Source organism: Pseudarthrobacter lactosi, assembly GCF_055412785.1.
Genome location: NZ_JBVAYS010000001.1, coordinates 1,270,768 through 1,288,306 on the forward strand (window position 1 = coordinate 1,270,768; position 17,539 = coordinate 1,288,306).

17 protein-coding genes and 1 riboswitch are annotated in these 17,539 nt (G+C 65.1%); of the genes, 11 read left to right on the top strand and 6 right to left on the bottom strand.

Translation table 11 applies throughout. From position 1 onward, the window contains the following. Positions 1–72: 72 nt before the first annotated feature. On the top strand, positions 73–1,386 hold the full coding sequence (locus tag ACZY0Q_RS05825) for a glutamyl-tRNA reductase (protein ID WP_463915234.1): 1,314 nt from the start codon (positions 73–75) through the stop codon (positions 1,384–1,386). Between the two features lie 123 nt (positions 1,387–1,509). Here the strand turns inward: ACZY0Q_RS05825 and moeB are convergent, their stop codons facing one another. Further along, complete coding sequence (gene moeB, locus ACZY0Q_RS05830) at positions 1,510–2,709, bottom strand: molybdopterin-synthase adenylyltransferase MoeB (RefSeq protein ID WP_463915235.1); 1,200 nt, start codon at positions 2,707–2,709, stop codon at positions 1,510–1,512. 84 nt (positions 2,710–2,793) lie between these two features. On the opposite strand from moeB, the gene ACZY0Q_RS05835 reads away from it, so the two are divergent. The 3 genes from ACZY0Q_RS05835 to ACZY0Q_RS05845 are packed head-to-tail and all read left to right on the top strand — an operon-like array spanning position 2,794 to position 4,091. Beyond that, positions 2,794–3,459: a TetR/AcrR family transcriptional regulator gene (locus tag ACZY0Q_RS05835; protein WP_463915236.1), complete on the top strand. Its 666-nt coding sequence runs from the start codon at positions 2,794–2,796 to the stop codon at positions 3,457–3,459. Between the two features lie 50 nt (positions 3,460–3,509). Beyond that, on the top strand, positions 3,510–3,734 hold the full coding sequence (locus ACZY0Q_RS05840; protein ID WP_463915237.1) for a DUF3107 domain-containing protein: 225 nt from the start codon (positions 3,510–3,512) through the stop codon (positions 3,732–3,734). Positions 3,735–3,788: 54 nt separating this feature from the next. Continuing rightward, positions 3,789–4,091 (top strand): hypothetical protein, encoded by a 303-nt coding sequence (locus ACZY0Q_RS05845; RefSeq protein WP_463915238.1) that lies wholly within the window; start codon positions 3,789–3,791, stop codon positions 4,089–4,091. A 67-nt stretch (positions 4,092–4,158) separates the two neighbouring features. On the opposite strand, the gene ACZY0Q_RS05850 is transcribed toward ACZY0Q_RS05845, so the two are convergent. The 4 genes from ACZY0Q_RS05850 to thiO form a co-directional block, all read right to left on the bottom strand. After that, positions 4,159–4,485, bottom strand: a complete 327-nt coding sequence (locus ACZY0Q_RS05850) for a 4a-hydroxytetrahydrobiopterin dehydratase (RefSeq protein WP_463915239.1) — start codon at positions 4,483–4,485, stop codon at positions 4,159–4,161. Between the two features lie 75 nt (positions 4,486–4,560). Beyond that, entirely contained in the window at positions 4,561–5,376 is an 816-nt protein-coding gene (locus tag ACZY0Q_RS05855) for a thiazole synthase (protein WP_463915240.1), read from the bottom strand. A 4-nt stretch (positions 5,377–5,380) separates the two neighbouring features. Further along, positions 5,381–5,617: a sulfur carrier protein ThiS gene (gene thiS, locus ACZY0Q_RS05860; RefSeq protein ID WP_463915241.1), complete on the bottom strand. Its 237-nt coding sequence runs from the start codon at positions 5,615–5,617 to the stop codon at positions 5,381–5,383. Further along, on the bottom strand, positions 5,614–6,963 hold the full coding sequence (thiO, locus tag ACZY0Q_RS05865; protein WP_463915242.1) for a glycine oxidase ThiO: 1,350 nt from the start codon (positions 6,961–6,963) through the stop codon (positions 5,614–5,616). Before thiO ends, thiS begins: the two co-directional genes overlap by 4 nt. A 19-nt stretch (positions 6,964–6,982) precedes the next feature. Continuing rightward, a riboswitch (TPP riboswitch) is annotated at positions 6,983–7,102 on the bottom strand. A 27-nt stretch (positions 7,103–7,129) separates the two neighbouring features. Between thiO and thiE the strand changes: the two genes are divergently transcribed. The 4 genes from thiE to ACZY0Q_RS05885 all read left to right on the top strand — a co-directional run bounded on the left by thiE (position 7,130) and on the right by ACZY0Q_RS05885 (position 12,359). Then, positions 7,130–7,906, top strand: coding sequence for a thiamine phosphate synthase (gene thiE, locus ACZY0Q_RS05870; protein WP_463915243.1), 777 nt, complete (start codon positions 7,130–7,132; stop codon positions 7,904–7,906). Positions 7,907–7,969: 63 nt separating this feature from the next. Further along, positions 7,970–9,490 carry an RNB domain-containing ribonuclease gene (locus ACZY0Q_RS05875; RefSeq protein WP_463915244.1) on the top strand — a complete coding sequence of 507 codons (1,521 nt, stop codon included), beginning with the start codon at positions 7,970–7,972 and terminating at the stop codon, positions 9,488–9,490. A 293-nt stretch (positions 9,491–9,783) separates the two neighbouring features. Next, entirely contained in the window at positions 9,784–11,478 is a 1,695-nt protein-coding gene (locus ACZY0Q_RS05880) for a DEAD/DEAH box helicase (RefSeq protein ID WP_463915245.1), read from the top strand. 8 nt (positions 11,479–11,486) lie between these two features. Next, positions 11,487–12,359 (top strand): DNA-methyltransferase, encoded by an 873-nt coding sequence (locus ACZY0Q_RS05885; protein WP_463915246.1) that lies wholly within the window; start codon positions 11,487–11,489, stop codon positions 12,357–12,359. Between the two features lie 28 nt (positions 12,360–12,387). Here the strand turns inward: ACZY0Q_RS05885 and ACZY0Q_RS05890 are convergent, their stop codons facing one another. Beyond that, a complete protein-coding gene (locus ACZY0Q_RS05890) occupies positions 12,388–13,236 on the bottom strand; it encodes a PHP domain-containing protein (RefSeq protein WP_463915247.1) in 849 nt (282 codons plus the stop codon). A gap of 82 nt (positions 13,237–13,318) precedes the next feature. Between ACZY0Q_RS05890 and ACZY0Q_RS05895 the strand changes: the two genes are divergently transcribed. The 3 genes from ACZY0Q_RS05895 to ACZY0Q_RS05905 all read left to right on the top strand — a co-directional run bounded on the left by ACZY0Q_RS05895 (position 13,319) and on the right by ACZY0Q_RS05905 (position 17,503). Further along, positions 13,319–14,917, top strand: a complete 1,599-nt coding sequence (locus ACZY0Q_RS05895) for an aminopeptidase P family protein (RefSeq protein ID WP_463915248.1) — start codon at positions 13,319–13,321, stop codon at positions 14,915–14,917. A gap of 204 nt (positions 14,918–15,121) precedes the next feature. Beyond that, entirely contained in the window at positions 15,122–16,486 is a 1,365-nt protein-coding gene (locus tag ACZY0Q_RS05900; protein ID WP_463916260.1) for an ABC transporter substrate-binding protein, read from the top strand. 33 nt (positions 16,487–16,519) lie between these two features. After that, a complete protein-coding gene (locus tag ACZY0Q_RS05905; RefSeq protein ID WP_463915249.1) occupies positions 16,520–17,503 on the top strand; it encodes a carbohydrate ABC transporter permease in 984 nt (327 codons plus the stop codon). Positions 17,504–17,539: the final 36 nt, after the last annotated feature.

A 17,539-nucleotide genomic window follows, 5' to 3' on the forward strand; every position in this document is an offset into this window, starting at 1 on the left:
ACGGTCCTTCGGCGCCCTTGGCCGTTGCCGGGTTGTTCTACCGGGCAACGAAAAAGCTATGATTGACCTGCTGTGGTTCTTTTTTCATTGGTGGCTACACACGCCGACATCGACCTTGAGACCGTTGCTCACCTGAGCAGCGGTGCTTCCGGTATAGCAACATCTGCACTCTCCGGATCGCCGGCAGTGACGGGTGCGATTGTCCTTGCCACCTGCAACCGGTACGAAATCTATGGCGAAGCGCCCCACGCTGACGATGTTGAGGCTGCCCGCGCGGCTCTCGTGTCCGAGATCAGCGGCCTCAGTGGCCTCAACGAACAGCTCGTGTCCCGCTCTTTCAGCACACGCACAGGCCCTGAAGTCAGCCAGCACCTGTTCGCCGTCAGCTCCGGGCTGGACTCCGCCGTGGTGGGTGAACGTGAAATCGCAGGCCAGGTCCGCCGCGCACTCATCACTGCCCAGCAGGAGGGCACGGCCAGCTCCGGCCTGGTCCGCCTCTTCCAGGCCGCCTCCAAAACGGCCAAGGATGTGGGCGCGCAGACCGCCCTCGGTTCCCGTGGCCTGTCCATCGTTTCAGTGGCACTGGATCTGGCCACCGATCTTTCCGAGAGCCCCGACTGGTCAGCGAAAAAGGTGGTGGTGTTCGGCACCGGCGCCTACGCCGGCGCCACCATGGCGCTGCTCCGCGAAAGGGGCTGCACCGACATCTCCGTGTTTTCCTCCTCGGGCCGCGCCGAAGCGTTCGTCGCCACCCGCGGCGGAACATCGCTGGACAGCGATTCCCTGCCGGTAGCTGTGGCGGCGGCCGACGTTATGATCGGCTGCAGCGGCTCCGACACCCGGGTCGAGGCCGGCGAACTTGCCGAGATCCGCGCGGACTCTCCTCAGCCGCTGATCGCGATTGACCTCGCCCTCACCCATGATTTTGACCCGGAAGTCGGCCAGCTCGACGGCGTTGAGCTGCTCACACTGGAATCCGTGCGTTTGGCGGCACCCCAGGAACAGGCTGAGTCCCTCACCCAGGCCAGCGGCATTGTGTCCGGCGCAGCCCAGGCCTTCGAGCAGGAACGGGAAGCCCGCTCGGTGGATTCCGCCATTGTGGCGCTCCGCCGGCACACCATGAACGTCCTTGACGCGGAGATGGAACGCGTCCGGGCCCGCCACGGCTGCACGGCCGCCGCCGAGGAAGTGGAGTTCGCCCTCCGCCGGATGGTCAAGCAGCTGCTGCACGTGCCCACCGTCCGTGCCCGCGAGCTGGCCGCCAACGGCCAGCAGGACGACTACGTGTCGGCGCTCGAAACCCTCTACGGCATCACCGTGGAGCAGCCGGCCACCGCAGCGCAGGCGGAGTGCCCCGTGGACTACCGGGGCCTCGAAACCGCCTAACGCCCCACGGACGCTCTCTCACGTATAACAGGTTTTTCAACAACGCTCTCTCACTACCTTCAAGGTAGTGAGAGAGCGTTGTTGATTTACGGCCCAAAAGTGATAGAGCGATAGGGCAAGCGGCTAGTAGACCGGCTTCTGCGGCTCCACGTCGCGCACCCAGGCCAGGATTCCGCCGTCGAGATGGCTGACGCGCTGGTAGCCGGCTTTCCGCGCAGCCTCCATCACGTTGGCCGACCGGGTGCCGGCCTTGCAGTGGAACACAATGTCCTTGTCCTGCGGGAGTTCCGCCCAGGCCTCCCCCGCGAGGATCCTGCCCTGCGGGATCAGCACCGAGCCGTCAATGCTAACGATTTCGTGTTCGCCGGTTTCCCTGACGTCCACCAGCTCGAAGTCCTTCAGGCCTGCCTTACGGGACGCGAGCATGGTGGCCAGCTGGGTTGCCGTCACGGTGTGCTCCGTGTCTGCGGAGACGGCAGGAGCGATGCCGCAGAAGGCTTCATAGTCCGTCAGTTCCGTGATGGCTTCCGCCGCAGGGTCCTTGGACACGCGGATCTCGCGCCAGCTGCCGCCCAGCGCATCAAACAGTGCCACCCGGCCAAGGAGTGAACGTCCGACGCCGGTGATCAGCTTGACTGCCTCGGTCACCATGAGTGATCCCACGGCAGCGCAGAGCATGCCGAAGACGCCACCCTCGCCGCAGGAGGGCACGGATCCGGCCGGCGGGGCCTCGGGGTAGAGGTCCCGGTAGGTGGGTCCGTGCTTTTCCCAGAACACGCTGACCTGGCCGTCGAAGCGGAAGATCGATCCCCACACGTAGGGCTTGCCGAGGATGGCCGCGGCATCATTGACCAGGTAGCGGGTGGCGAAGTTGTCCGCCCCGTCAAGGATCAGGTCGTAGTCCGCGAACAGCTCCAGCGCGTTGGAGGCATCCAGCCGGACATTGTGCAGCCGGACGTCCACCAGCGGGTTCAGGGCCGCGATGGCGTCCCGGGCGGACTCGATCTTGGGCCGTCCTACGTCGGCGACGCCGTGGATCACCTGGCGCTGGAGGTTACTGAGGTCTACGTCGTCGTCGTCGATGATTCCCAGGGTTCCCACACCCGCTGCAGCCAGGTAGAGCAGTGCCGGTGACCCGAGTCCCCCGGCACCGATGACCAGCACTTTGGCGTTTTTCAGCCGCCGCTGCCCCACCGCTCCGATTTCGGGGATGATGAGGTGCCTCGAGTAGCGTTCCACCTCGGCCGGCGTCAGGTCACCGGCGGGCTCCACGAGCGGTTTAAGCGAGACAGAGGAATCATTTGCGGTCAAAGTCGAAGCCATACTTCAATGTATGCCCCGAGATGCGGCCCGGTCATATTACCGCGCAGTATTGTGTAAGTAACGGCAAGCGAAAGTAGGGCAACTGTGGTCCATGAAGCACGGGCTAACCGGGCGTCCGGCGGCGAACCGGCCGCACCCCCACGGGCTACGGGCCAGCGGTCCGCCCGGCTTCCCCGGGATGAGCGCCGGGCGCAGCTTCTCGCTGCGGCGCAGGAGGTTTTTGTCGCCAACGGCTACCACGGCGCCGCCATGGATGAAATCGCCGAAACAGCCCACGTCAGCAAACCGGTGCTGTACCAGCACTTCCCGTCCAAGCGGGAACTGTATCTTGCCCTGCTGGACAGCCATCTCGCGTCCCTGACCGACCTGATGCTCGGTGCTTTGAGCTCCACTACGGACAATGACGAACGTGTCCAGGCGGTGATGCGTGCCTACTACCGCTTCATCGCCAGCGACGACCAAGCGCACCGCCTGGTCTTCGAGTCCGACCTCATCAATGATCCCGATGTCAGTTCACGCCTCGAGACATTCAACAAGACGTTTGCGGACGCCGTGGCGCGTGTGATTGCCGAAGACACCAAACTGCCGCACCTGGAGGCGCAGCTTCTGGGACGCGGCCTGGCAGGAATGGCCCAGGTCAGCGCGCGTTATTGGCTGGAAACGGACGGGAACCTGGACCTCGATGTGGCCAGCGACCTCATTTATCGTTTAGCTTGGCGCGGAATCTCTCGCTTCCCCAAAGAGTCCTAGACTACAAATAAGAGAACCCAAGAAACTTTGATTGGCTGGGAGGCCCCCTGTTGGAAATTAAGATCGGCATTCAGAACATTGGCCGCGAAATCGTCCTGGAATCGGCTCAGGATGCTGACACTGTAGCGACGATCGTTGAAGAAGCCATCACCAAGGGCACCGACCTCCGCCTCAAGGACGACAAGGGACGCATTATCATCGTTCCCGGCAATGCCCTGGGCTACGTGGAAATCGGCGCCGAAGAGGCCCGCAAGGTCGGTTTCGGCCAGTTCTAGTACGTCCGCGGCCAGCCGCCCTGGCGGTTGGCCGCTGCTTCCTGAGGAGATTCCATGCTTTCGCTGACCATCGTTGTCCTGGTCTTAGTGGCCGCAGGCTTTGTTGTCTGGGCCAATGACAAGCGCCACACCCGGTATGGGACGGGGGTGCCCGCAGGGGTTGCCGTTGTGGTGGGTGCGGTCAGCTGGATCATCTTCATCGCGGCAGGGTTTGGCTACCAGCCGGGCCTGACGTGGATTCCCTGGGTCCTGCCCATGGCGTTGGGCACCGTCGCTGCCGTTGGAACGGTCATCTACCTCGGCCGGACCCGTGAAGGCCACGACACGCAGCGGCTGACGCAGGCGCTCAAGCTGTAGGCGATTCCTTAAAGAACGGCGACCACCACCCAGCAGGGTGGTGGTCGCCCTTCTTTAACCCGGCGGGCTAACTCGCCCGTTGGGCAGTGGCACCGAGCCGAGCGGCAGCAGCACTCACGGCCGCCGCAGCATTGGCATCCCGCTCGGTGACCTCGCCGCCGGCGTCGTGGGACGTATAGCGGAGATGGACCTTGTTGTAGCGCCAATCCAGGTCCGGGTGGTGGTTCTGTTCTTCGGCCAGGCGTCCGACGGCGGCAATCAGCTCCAGTGCGGCGGCCGCCGTCTGCGTCTTATAGACAGCAACGAACCCGCCCTGCCGGTACTGCCAGTCGGGCAGCTCGGCGAGAACGGCCTCGATCCGCTTGCGCGTGAGGGTGTCGTGCTTGCCGGCCATGGCGGCCTCCTTGGCTCGTCCGGTGAGACCGCCGCGGCGTTGGTCGACGGGTCCGGCCGGCCTGGATGAAACGGCCTAGAGAAACTCTGCCCGGCCTTCCATGGCTGATGACGCCAAAGCGTGCTCGCGGCGCGGAATCCTGCCGGCCGCTTTCGCCAGCCTACCGGCGATGACGGCGTGTTTGAAGGCCTCCCCCATGAGGACCGGGTTCTGCGCACGTGTGACCGCGGTGGCCAGCAGCACGGCGTCACAGCCAAGCTCCATGGCCAGTGCGGCGTCGGATGCCGTGCCGATGCCGGCGTCCAGCACCACGGGCACCGACGCGCGCGAGACGATCAGTTCGATGTTGTGCGGATTCAGGATTCCCAGGCCGGTACCAATGGGCGCTCCGAGCGGCATAACCGCGGTGGCACCCAGGTTTTCCAGCCGCAGGGCCAGGACCGGGTCGTCGTTGGTGTAGGCGAACACTTTGAAGCCCCGGTTTACCAGCTGTTCCGTGGCGTCCACCAGCTCCACGGCGTCCGGCAGCAGGGTCTGTTCGTCGGCGATGACTTCCAGCTTGAGCCAGTCGGTTTCCAGCGCTTCGCGGGCGAGTTCCGCCGTCATGACCGCGTCCCGTGCGGTGAAGCAGCCTGCGGTGTTGGGCAGGATCCGGATCCCGTGGTCCACCAGAAGCTGGAAAAGGGACCCTGATTCGGCCGGCGAATAGCGCCGCATGGCCACCGTGGTCAGTTCGGTTCCGGACGCCAGCAGGGCAGCGCCCAGCCCGTCCAGGCTGGGGGCTCCCCCGGTGCCCATGATGAGGCGGGAGCCGAGCTCGACGCCGTCGATCACCAGCCTGTCGGACGCCTCGGGCGGGATCTGTGTGCTGATGTTGCTGGTAACTGTCATGGTGTCAGCCTCCCTGGACTGCTGTGACCAGTTCGACGTCGTCACCTTCGGCGAGCGCCGTGACGAACCACTGGCTGCGGGGTACTACTTCGGAGTTATGGGCGACGGCGACGCCGAGTTTCTGCCCGTCTGTCGCCTGTCCGTTGGCTGCGAGGGGGCGGCCGGTGATCTGGCTGATGAGAGTGGTGATGGAGGCGTCGTCGGCCACGGAATGGCTCGAGCCGTTGAGGGTGATGTTCATGCTGATTCCTTCTGCGGGTCGAGGTCCTTCATGCTGCTGCTGTCCTTGGGTGGGGTCTGCGTGCCGGCCACTTGGTGCTTTCCTGAAAAGCGGGCCGGGCTGAGGGCCCCCCATCGAGGATCTGTCCGGCCGTCAAGCAACTCCCGGCAGATCGCTGCCGCCGCCGGAGCAAGCAGCACTCCGTGGCGGAAGAACCCGGTGGCGATGATCAGCCCGGCAATGTCTCCTGTGCTCCCAGGGTTCCCCGCGTTCCCCGTCGCTGGTGCGGAAACCGGAACGCGGCCCAGGAGCGGTGCGTTGTCCGGGGTGGCGGGCCTAGCTCTTGCCGTGCATTCCAGGAGTTCAAGCTCCGAGACGGCCGGCACCAGGACCTGGGCGTCACGCAGCAACTGATAGACGCCACCGGCCGAGACAGCACCATCACCTGTCCCGGCGAGCGCATCCTCCCGTTGCGTTGCCCCAATCACCACCGTGCCGTCCTGTCTGGGAACGATGTAAACCGGCACACCATGGACCATTCCACGGACAGTGGAAGTGAGGAGCGGTCGCAGGTGCTGCGGAACAGCCAGTCGAAGGATGTCACCGTAGACGGGCCGCAGGGGCAGGTGCAGTCCCGCCGGCAGGCCTCCCAGCGAGGCCGCCTGCAATCCGTTGGCCACGACGGTCTCCCGGGCCTGGACTTCTCCGCCGTTTGCGAGCGCCACGCCGCTGACGCAGCCGTCCTGCCAGAGAAGGGCAGTGGCCCGTTGGTCAACGGCGAATCCCCCGCGGGCACCTGCCACTGCGGTTCCAGCCCCTGATTCATGGAGGGCCAGGACTGCCTGGAGGCACGCCACCAGTTTCCGTGGATCCACTTGGTGGTCGGCGCGGATGTCCAGGGCGCAGGAGATGGCTGGGCTGAGCAAGGATTCCCTGGACCTGGCCTCACGGACAGTCAGGGGTTCCACCACCAGGCCGCTGGCCTGCTGCACGGCCCGGAGGTCCATCAGCGCCCGGCGGTCCGCAGCGTCCGCGCCGATGGCGAGGGTCGGCGTCGTCAGGTATCCGGTCTCGCCGGCCCCCGCCAGGGCGAGGTCTGCCGCGAAGGCGGGCCACAGCCCGGAGGATGCAAGCATCAGCTCCAGGAGGTATTCCTCCTGGTAGTGCAGTTCGCTCACAGGGGCAAGCATGCCGGCGGCTGCCCAGCTGGCGCCGCTCCCGGGTGCGTCATCGATCAGCACAACGGATCGGCCCGCTCGCCGGGCGTCCCAAGCTATTGCGTGGCCGATGACGCCGCCGCCGATGACTGCCACGTCGGCATGCAGCACGGCGGCCGTGCTGGCCGGGACGCTGGTTGATCCAGCCACAGGTGGGCTGCTTGTTGCGGGGGGCATCTGGTTCCTTCCCTACGCCGGTATTAGCCGGATCAGGTCAAGCGGTCGGCTCTGACGCCCTCTCAGCCCGGCCGCTTTATGACGGCTGCAACGGGCTCCCGCAGTACCCGCCCAGTTTAGGGGAATTAGGCTGGTTTCCATGAACGCGCAATACTTCGCCGCTGCAGGCACGCCCTCCGCTACCTCCTCCGCTCCCGATTCCCTGGCCGGAACAGACCCGACCCTCGGTGTGACCACAGGCCTCCCGCACAGTGCCAGGCTCTACCTGTGCACTGATGCGCGCCGGGACCGCGGGGACTTTGGCGAGTTTGTGGACGCGGCTTTTGCCGGCGGCGTGGACATCATCCAGCTCCGCGACAAGTCCATCGAGGCGGCGGAGGAACTGGAGCTGCTGGCCGTTCTTCAGGCGGCTGCCGAACGCCACGGAAAGCTGTGGGCCGTCAATGACCGTGCCGATGTCGCGATGCTGTCCGGCGCCCCCGTCTTCCACATCGGTCAGAAGGATCTGCCTGTTGCGTCCGCCCGCACACTGCTGGGCCGGCGTGTTGCGGTCGGTCTTTCCACGCACACCGCCGAGCAGATCGAAGGCGCCATCCGGCTGTCCGGCGGGCTGCCTGCCGAAGGCAGCCTGGACTACTTCTGCGTCGGACCGGTCTGGGCCACTCCCACCAAACCCGGCAGGGCCGCCGTCGGCCTTGACCTGGTGCGGTACGCGGCCGAAGCAGTCCGCACTGCCGGTGGCACCCAGGCCACGCTGCCCTGGTTTGCCATCGGAGGCATCGATCTTGGCAACGTGGAGCAGGTAGTGAAGGCCGGTGCCGGCAGGATTGTTGTGGTGCGTGCCATCACCGAGGCCTCCGATCCCGCAGCGGCTGCAGCGGCACTCGTGGCGGCCCTGGACGCCGGCGCATCCTGAGAATCCCCGCGTGGCGGACGGTGGGCGTGCACGATCCGTGGAAATCGGGCTAACCTGATTTTCGTGTCACATCATCGGTTGTCCCCCAACGTCCATGAGCAGACCAACGAGCTCGCGGCGGCACTGAGCGCCCTGCGGACCGAGCTGGAACTACCGGGGCCCTACCCGGCAGAGGCGGTCCGGGACGCGGAAGCGGCAGTGGCCGCACACGAGTTGCCGGGCGCTGATCTGACGGACGTGGACTTCCTCACCATCGATCCGGCATCCTCCACTGACCTGGACCAGGCGCTGTTCATCGAGCGGGCAGGCGCTGGCTACCGGGTGCTTTACGCCATCGCTGACGTACCCTCCTTTGTCCGCCCTGGCGGCAGACTGGACGCAGAGACCCGCCGCCGCGGACAGACGTTCTACGTCCCTGACGGCCGTATTCCGCTGCATCCGGAGGTCATCAGCGAAGGGGCCGGCAGCCTCCTGGCCGGGCAGCTCTGTTCCGCCTATGTGTGGGAGTTTGGGCTGGACGACGCCGCACACGTCTCCACGGTGAGTGTCCGCAGGGCCACCATCCGCAGCCGGGCCAAGCTGAGCTACAAGGGAGTCCAGGCCGAACTCGATGCCGGGACGGCCGGTCCCGTGCTGCAGCTCCTGAAGGAAGTGGGGCTCAAGCGGGTTGAACTGGAGCGGCAGCGTGGCGGCGCCAGCCTGAACATGCCCGAGCAGGAAATCGTGCAACTGCCCGACGGCGGCTACCGGATTGCCGCGGCACCGCAGCTTCCGGTGGAGGACTGGAACGCCCAGATTTCCCTGATGACCGGAATGGCGGCGGCGAACCTGATGTTGGCGGGAAAAGTGGGCATCCTGCGCACCATGCCGGCGCCGGACGAGCGCTCCCTGCGCCACTTCCGCCTCCAGACGGAGGCCTTGGGCAAGCCGTGGGACGGCAAAATCAGTTACGGCGAATACCTGCGCAGCCTTGACCCGACAGAGCCCCGGCAACTGGCTATCCTGCACTCCGCCGGCATGCTGTTCCGCGGCGCCAGCTACACGGCGTTCGACGGCACGGTTCCGGACGACGCCGTCCAGTCCGCCATCGGCGCCGCCTATGCCCACACCACGGCACCGCTCCGGCGCCTCATCGACCGCTTCGTGCTGGTGATCTGCGAAGCCCTGAGCAACGGCAAGCCCGTACCGGACTGGGCGCGGGAAGCCCTGCCGTCCCTGCCGGAGATCATGGCCGGATCCGACCAGCTGGCATCGCGGATGGAACGCATGGCGCTGGACACCGTGGAGGCCGCGCTCCTGGTCAACCATGTGGGGCAGGAGTTCGATGCGATCGTGATCTCCGGTTCCAAGCCGCAAAAGGACAACGGAAACGGCAACGGGAAAAACGGCAACGGCGCCAAGAACGGCACTGTGAAAAACGGCGCCGCGAAAAACGGGAACGGCCCCTCGGGGATCATCCAGATCGCCGAACCCGCCGTGACGGCCCGCTGCGCCGGCGATCTGGAATCGGGTACCAAGGTGCGGGTCCGCCTGATCTCCTCCGATATTGCCGCCCGCGAGGTCCACTTCGAGCTGCTGGCCTGACGGTTTGGCGCCCTGCCTGTTCTGCCCAAAGCCGGGATTCCGGGTCCGTACGGCTAGACTGAAGAAGTAGATATGGATGCCCGGTCGTTGATTTCCTTGATTTTGAATTCAACAAGCCCGCCCCTACGCGATCTTGAGATGCACCCGTTGGTCACCAGTGCCAGCATTTGATAGCCCGCGATCGGCTTCCACTGGATTTGCTTGCGCGCTTCGAGCGTGCTCCGGAACGGCCACGTTGGCCGGCCCGTTGAGCAGGCAGCGCCAATGCCCAAATGAATTAAGGAAACTCCACTGTGAGTGAATTGCATACGCACCAACTTCTGATCGACGATTCCGGCCTCGAAGTCCTCGAGCCGGAAGAAACCATCATCTCGGACGAGAAGCCGCACGAGATCGAGGAGAAATCCTTCGCGGACTACAACGTCCGCGCCGACATCGTGGAATCCCTCGCCGATGCCGGGATCACCCACCCCTTCCCCATCCAGGCCATGACCCTGCCGGTGGCGCTTTCAGGCCACGACATCATCGGGCAGGCCAAGACCGGCACCGGCAAAACCCTCGGCTTCGGCATTCCCGCCCTGCAGCGCGTGGTGGGTCCGGACGACGCCGGCTACGACAAGCTCGCAGTTCCCGGCGCACCGCAGGCCCTGGTCATCGTGCCCACCCGCGAGCTGGCCGTCCAGGTGGCCAACGATCTCCAGAACGCCTCCCGCAAGCGCAACGCCCGCATCACCACCATCTACGGCGGCCGTGCCTACGAGCCCCAGGTGGAAGCCCTGCAGAAGGGCGTCGAAGTGGTCGTCGGTACTCCCGGCCGCCTCATCGACCTCTACAAGCAGAAGCACCTGGTCCTGAAGAACGTCAAGATGGTCATCCTTGACGAGGCCGACGAAATGCTGGACCTCGGGTTCCTGCCGGACGTGGAAACGCTGATCGCCGGTACCCCTGCGGTCCGCCAGACCCTGCTGTTCTCCGCCACCATGCCCGGCCCGGTCATCGCGATGGCCCGCCGCTACATGACGCAGCCCACCCACATCCGGGCCGCTGATCCGGATGACGAGGGCCTGACCAAGCGCGATATCCGCCAACTCATCTACCGTGCCCACAGCATGGACAAGATCGAAGTTGTGGCCCGCATCCTGCAGGCCCGCGGCCGCGGCCGGACCATCATCTTCACCAAGACCAAGCGCACCGCAGCGAAGGTTGCCGAGGAGCTTGTGGACCGTGGCTTCGCCGCCGCCGCCATCCACGGCGACCTGGGCCAGGGCGCCCGCGAGCAGGCCCTCCGCGCCTTCCGCAACAACAAAGTGGACGTGCTGGTGGCCACCGACGTCGCCGCCCGCGGCATCGACGTCGACGACGTCACGCACGTCATCAACTACCAGTGCGTTGAAGACGAAAAGATCTACCTGCACCGTGTGGGCCGCACCGGCCGCGCCGGCAACAAGGGCACCGCCGTGACCTTCGTTGACTGGGACGACATGCCGCGTTGGGGCCTGATCAACAAGGCCCTGGGACTCAGCGTCCCGGAGCCCGTGGAAACTTACTCCTCCTCGCCGCACCTCTACGAAGAGCTGGACATCCCGGAAGGCACCAAGGGCCGCCTGCCCCGCAACAAGCGCGTGCTGGCCGGTGTCGACGCCGAGGTCCTCGAGGACCTGGGCGAGACCGGCAAAAAGAACACCCGCCCAAGCGGCGGCCGTGACAGCGCCCGCGACAGCAGCCGCGACGCCGGCCGCTCCGGTGCTCGGGACAGCAGCAGCCGCCGCACCGGTGAGCCCGGCGGACGCTCCGGTGACCGCCGTCGTCGTACCTCTGATGCGGCGACCGCCGGCACCAGCCCCGCCCCGGAACCGGCTACCGCGGCTCCGGCCGAAGGCGAAGTGGACCCCCGCGCCCGCCGCAGCCGGACCCGCACCCGCCGCCGCAACGGCGAAGTGGTGGCCGGTGCCGACAACGGCCCGCAGCAGCGCGGCACCGAGGCATAACAGCCTCGATGACTGACACCGTCTGGGCGCCGGACGGCAGCAATCTGGTGGTTCACGCGGACAACGCGGAGTACCTCCCCTCGCTGCCGGACGGCGCCTTCACCTTGATATACGTTGACCCGCCGTTCAACACCGGCAGGGTCCAGAAGCGCCAGGAAACGCGGATGGTCCTGAACACCGACGGTGACGGCGACCGCGTGGGCTTCAAGGGGCGTTCCTACGACACCATCAAGGGCGCCTTGCACCGGTACGATGACGCCTTCAGTGACTACTGGTCGTTCCTGGAACCCCGGCTCGTGGAGGCCTGGCGTCTGCTGGCCGACGACGGCACGCTCTACCTCCACCTGGACTACCGCGAAGTCCACTACGCGAAGGTAATGCTTGACGCCATCTTCGGCCGCGAGTGTTTCCTCAACGAGATCATCTGGGCGTACGACTACGGTGCCCGTGCCAAGTACCGCTGGCCTACCAAGCACGACAACATCCTCGTTTACGTCAAGAACCCGGCAAAATACCACTTCGACAACGCCGAGGTGGACCGCGAGCCTTACATGGCGCCTGGCCTGGTGACTCCGGCGAAGCGGGAGCTCGGGAAGCTGCCCACCGACGTCTGGTGGCACACCATCGTCTCCCCCACCGGCAAGGAAAAGACCGGCTACCCCACGCAGAAGCCCGAGGGCCTCATCCGCCGGGTAGTGTCGGCGTCAAGCCGGCCCGGGGACTGGTGCCTGGACTTCTTCGCCGGTTCCGGGACCCTTGGCGCCGTGGCGGCCAAGCTTGACCGGAAGTTCGTGTGTGTGGACCAGAACCAGCCTGCCATCGACGTGATGGCCAAGCGGTTGGGTGCCAAGGCGAGCTTTACGTCGTTCCCGGCCAACTAGGTCGGTCAAGTAGGTCGATGCGGACCCGTTAGGGACGGATCACGGCGGTTCCCGTGCCGAGTTCTTCGATCCGTGCCAGCACGTCCGCAGTGGTCAGGTTTTCTCCGAGCAGGTTCGGCTTGCCCGTTCCGTGGTAATCCGAAGAGCCCGTGATCAGCAGTCCGTGCTTGGCGGCAAGGCCCCGGAGAAACTCGCGCCCTTCCTCCGGGTTGTCACGGTGGTCGATCTCCAAGCCGGCCAGGCCGGCGTCGATCATGTCACGGTAGGTGCGCTCCCCCACGACCCGGCCCCGGCCGGACGCCACGGGGTGTGCGAACACGGGAACCCCGCCAGCGGCACGGACAAGTTCGACGGCGGTGGCCGGGTCGGGTGCGTAGTGCTGGACAAAGTAGCGTGAATGGGACGTCAGGATGGACGCGAACGCCTCGGAGCGGTCCGAAACCACGCCGGCCGCCACCAGGGCATCAGCAATATGCGGCCGCCCCAGTGTCGCCCCGGGAGCCACATGGTGGATGACGTCGTCCCACGTCAGCGGGTAGTCTTCGGCGAGCAAGGTCACCATGCGTTCGGCCCGGGTGAGGCGTGCGTCCTTGGCCTTGGTGATCTCTTCAAGCAGCCCCGGGTGGGCAGGATCGTGCAGGTAACTCAACAGATGCACGCTGATGCCCTGCCCGGTCCGGCAGGAAACCTCCATGCCGGGAACCAGCGCCACCCCGTTTTCCAGCGCCGCCAGGGACGCCTCGGCCCAGCCGCCGGTCGAGTCGTGATCAGTCAGTGCCACCACGTCCAGGCCCGCCCGGGCAGCCGAAGCCATCACGTCGGCGGGGGTTTCGGTGCCGTCCGAAACATTCGAGTGGGCATGCAGGTCAATCCTCACTTGCACAGCCTAGTTGACCGCGCCCGCGCCGGCTTTGGATCCTTTGTCGCGCGTGCACCGGTGCTGGTGAGACGATGGTGCCGTGAACGATGCCGAAAACACCCCGACCTCTGTCTCCCAGCCCCTCGACGAGCGCGTCAACAACCGCTCGCAGCGGCCCAGTTCCGCCGCCTTCAAGGCCTTTATGGCCGGCAACTGGGCGCCGTCCGAGCAACAACTGCCGGCGCTCGACGCCGTGGCCCACTACGCAGCGGCCCGGCGCAGTGCCATCTCGGAGAAGTTCATAGGCGAACGCCTGGTCATCCCCGCCGGTCCGCTGAAGGTCCGCTCCAACGACTGCGACTACCGGTTCCGTCCGCATTCCGGCTTTGCGCATCTCACTGGCCTGGGCCTGGACCACGAACCGGACGCTGTCCTCATTCTGGAGCCTGCCGGTGAAGGAAAGGGCGACGGCGGCAGTCACCACCGTGCCACGCTGTACTTCCGTCCGCTGGCCGGCAGGGATACAGAACAGTTCTACGCTGACTCCCGTTCCGGCGAGTTCTGGATCGGCGCACGGCCCACCCTGGCCGAGTTCGAAGCGCACCTTGGCCTGGCCACAGCCCACATCGATGGACTTGAATCAGCGATCACCAAGAACGTGGGCGCCCCCGAGATCGGCGGCATCTCCATCCGGTTGGTCCGCAAGGTGGACGAGAACATCGACGCCCTGGTGGATACTGCCCGGTACAACACTGCCAAGGACCCGGACAACCTGGACCTTGCTGTCCTGGATGCACTTGATGAAAAGCTTTCCGAAGCGCTGTCCGAACTCCGGCTCCTGAAGGATGAGTGGGAAATCGAACAGATGATGACTGCGGTGGCTGCAACTGTCGAGGGCTTCGTGGAGGTGGTCAAGGCCCTGCCCCGCGCACTGACCCATGCCCGAGGCGAGCGCGTCGTAGAGGGCGCGTTCTTTGCCCGTGCCCGCGAGGTCGGCAACGAACTCGGCTACGACACCATCGCCGCCGCCGGCAACAATGCCACCGTCCTGCACTGGACGCGGAACACCGGCAGGATCAACGCCGGCGAACTGCTGCTGCTGGACGCCGGCGTTGAAGCGGACTCGCTCTACACCGCAGACGTCACCCGGACGCTGCCCGTCAACGGCACGTTCACCGCGGTCCAGCGCAAGGTCTACGAGGCAGTCCTGGATGCTGCCGACGCCGGATTCGCCGCTGCCCGGCCGGGTGCGAGGTTCCGTGATATCCACACCGCCGCCACCACTGTGTTGGCGGAACGCCTCGCCGAGTGGGGACTCCTCCCCGTGAGCGTCGAGGAAGCCGTCAGCCCCGAAGGCCAGCAGCACAGACGTTGGATGCCGCACGGGACCAGTCACCACCTTGGTCTGGATGTGCACGACTGCGCCCAGGCCAAGCGCGAACTGTACCTCGATGGGATCCTCACGGAAGGCATGGTCTTTACCATCGAACCCGGCCTGTACTTCAAGAACGAGGACCTGGCCATCCCGGCAGAGTACCGCGGCATCGGGGTGCGGATCGAGGACGACATCCTGATGACGGCCGATGGTCCGGTGAACCTCAGCGCCGCGCTGCCCCGCAAGGCCGACGACGTGCAGTCCTGGATGGCAGGCATCTACCAGGAGCTGGACGCTGGATTGGCAACCGGAGACATCCGCTAGAAGTACTTTCGTCCAGCGCATCACCGCCCGTGGTGCGCTGGACGTCCATGCCTTGGGGTGAACCTCTCATAACAGTTTTTGGCAATCGCTTGCCAAAAGTTGGCATTGACGAATACGCTGGCCGCAGAGAAAGAAATCGTAGACTGAATTTGAGTCTCGGGTCTCTGCCGCAATGTATGTCTTCAAAGGAGAAGTCTCATGGGTATGTCCAAACCGCGCCGCATCGGCACTATCGCCGCAGCGGCCATTTCCGTTCTTATGCTTGCCGCGTGCGGCGGCTCGGGCGGCTCGGGCGGTGCGACCTCCGGCGCCTCGGGCGGCAAGGTGGACGGCACGGGAAAAACGCTCAACGTCCTAATGAACGTCACCGCGCAGTACCCCCAGGAACAGCAGGCCTGGTTCAAGGAGATGAGCGCCAAGTTCAAGACGGAAACCGGAGCCGACATCCAGTGGGAGACTTTCGCCACCGCCAATGACGAGATGACCCGGATCCAGACATCTGTCGTCTCGGGCCAGGGACCTGACGTCTACGGACTCGGCACCACCTTCACCCCCACGGCGTACTCCACCGGGGCGTTCGTGAAACTGGGCGACAACGAATGGAACCAGCTCGGCGGCAAGGACAAGTTCGTTCCCGCGGCGCTTGGCATTTCCGGCCCGGATGACGGCAACCAGATTGGTATCCCCTTCGTGAGCAGGCCGTTCGTGATGGCGTATAACACTGAGCTCCTGGCAGCCGCCGGGATTGAAAAGCCTGCCACCACTTGGGATGAGTTCACCGAGCAGGCAAAGAAGCTCACAAAGGGCGACCAGTACGGTGTTGCCGTGGCGTACAAGGACAACTTCGACCCCTGGAAGTACATATGGGGCATGTCCATCCAGGCTGGCAACCCCATCATTGACGGAAGCAAGGTCCGTCTCGATGACCCCATCACCAAGAAGGCCTACGAGACCTACTTCGGTTGGGTAACCAAGGACAAGGTAGTTGACCCCTCCTCCGTCGGCTGGGCCAACCCGCAGGCCCTGGCCGCCTTCGCCGCCGGCAAGGCCGCGTACTTCCCCATGACCTCGCCGCTGTCCATCCCCGCCCTGGATGCCTCCGCGGTCAAGGGCAAGTACAAGTACGCCCTGATGCCCACCGTTCCCCCGGGCGAGACCGCCAACCCGTCGGACGGTAAGGCGGCCGCCAGCATCCTCTCCGGCGACAACCTCGTGGTAGCTGACTACTCGAAGCAGAAAGACCTCGCCTTTGCGTTTATCAAGATGATCACCAGCAAGGACGTCCAGCTCAACTACTTCAAGGTCTTCGGCCAGCTTCCCGCAAACCAGGAAGCCGCGAAGGAACTCGCCACCAATGAAGTGATTGCGCCAGCCCTCGAGTCGGGAGCCAAATCAGTAGCGACGCCCTTCAGCGGTGCGTGGGGCGATGTGCAGCTGTCGCTGACCAACGTAGTTGTCCAGTCCATTCCGGATCTTGCCTCCGGTGCAGTCAGCGAATCCAACCTGTCCCAGCGGCTCAAGGACGAACAGGCCAAATCGCAGACCGCACTGGACCGGGCCAAGAAGTAGGACCGACCCACCAACTGCGGAAGGTTACGGAAAATGGCTAGCAGCGTTACCGAGCCCCGGCCGGCGGACAGTCCCGCGGCCGGGGAGGCCGCCGGACCCGGCGAAACTTCACCCCCTGGGAAGCGCCGCAAGGGGCTGAGCGAGAAGAACCGGCCCCTGTGGCTCCTGATTCCTGGCGGGCTGCTGATGACGATCGTCATCCTGGTCCCCCTGGCCATGGGCATCTGGATGTCGCTGATCGATCTGGATCAGTACACCCTTCGCCAATGGGTCAGTGCCGAATTCATTGGCGTCCAGAACTACATTGAAGCGGCGCTCAGCAGCGAGTTGCTTCGCTCCATCTGGCTGTCTGTTTCCTTCGCACTGATCTCCACGGTGGTGACCATCCCGCTTGGCGTGGCCGCCGCCGTCGTCACCCAGAACGCCTACCGGGGCCGTGCAGTGGTGCGCTCCATCTTCCTGATCCCCTACGTCCTGCCGTCGTTTGTGGTGGCCAGCGTGTGGCGGACCATGCTGCAGCCTGATGGCATCGTGAACGTGATGCTGACCAACATGGGAATGGACGGCGGACTCTGGCTAAACGGCCCGAACGCCTATTGGACGCTGGTGTGGGTGGAAATCTGGGCGGCCTGGCCGTTCATCTACCTGCTGGCGCTGTCCGGTCTGCAGGCGGTGGACCACGAGGTCCACGAGGCGTCTGCCCTGGATGGGGCCCTGTGGTGGAACAAGCTGCGGTACGTGATCTTCCCTTACCTGAAGGGACCGGTTTCACTGGCCTTCCTGCTTGCCACGTTGAACCACATCAACAACTTCACCCTCCCCTATGTCCTGTTTGGTGCGCCGGCGCCGTCGGATGTGAATGTGCTGCCGATCCTGGTGTACGTCACCAGCTTCCAGAGCTTCCGCTTTGGCCTCAGCGCCGCCATGGCGGTCGTATCGCTGATCCTGATCGCCATTCCGCTCTTCATCTACCTGCGCGCAGTCCGGCTTGATGTGCACGAAGGAGGAAAGAAATGACCACCATCGACGCGGCAAACCCGATCGAGCAGCAGA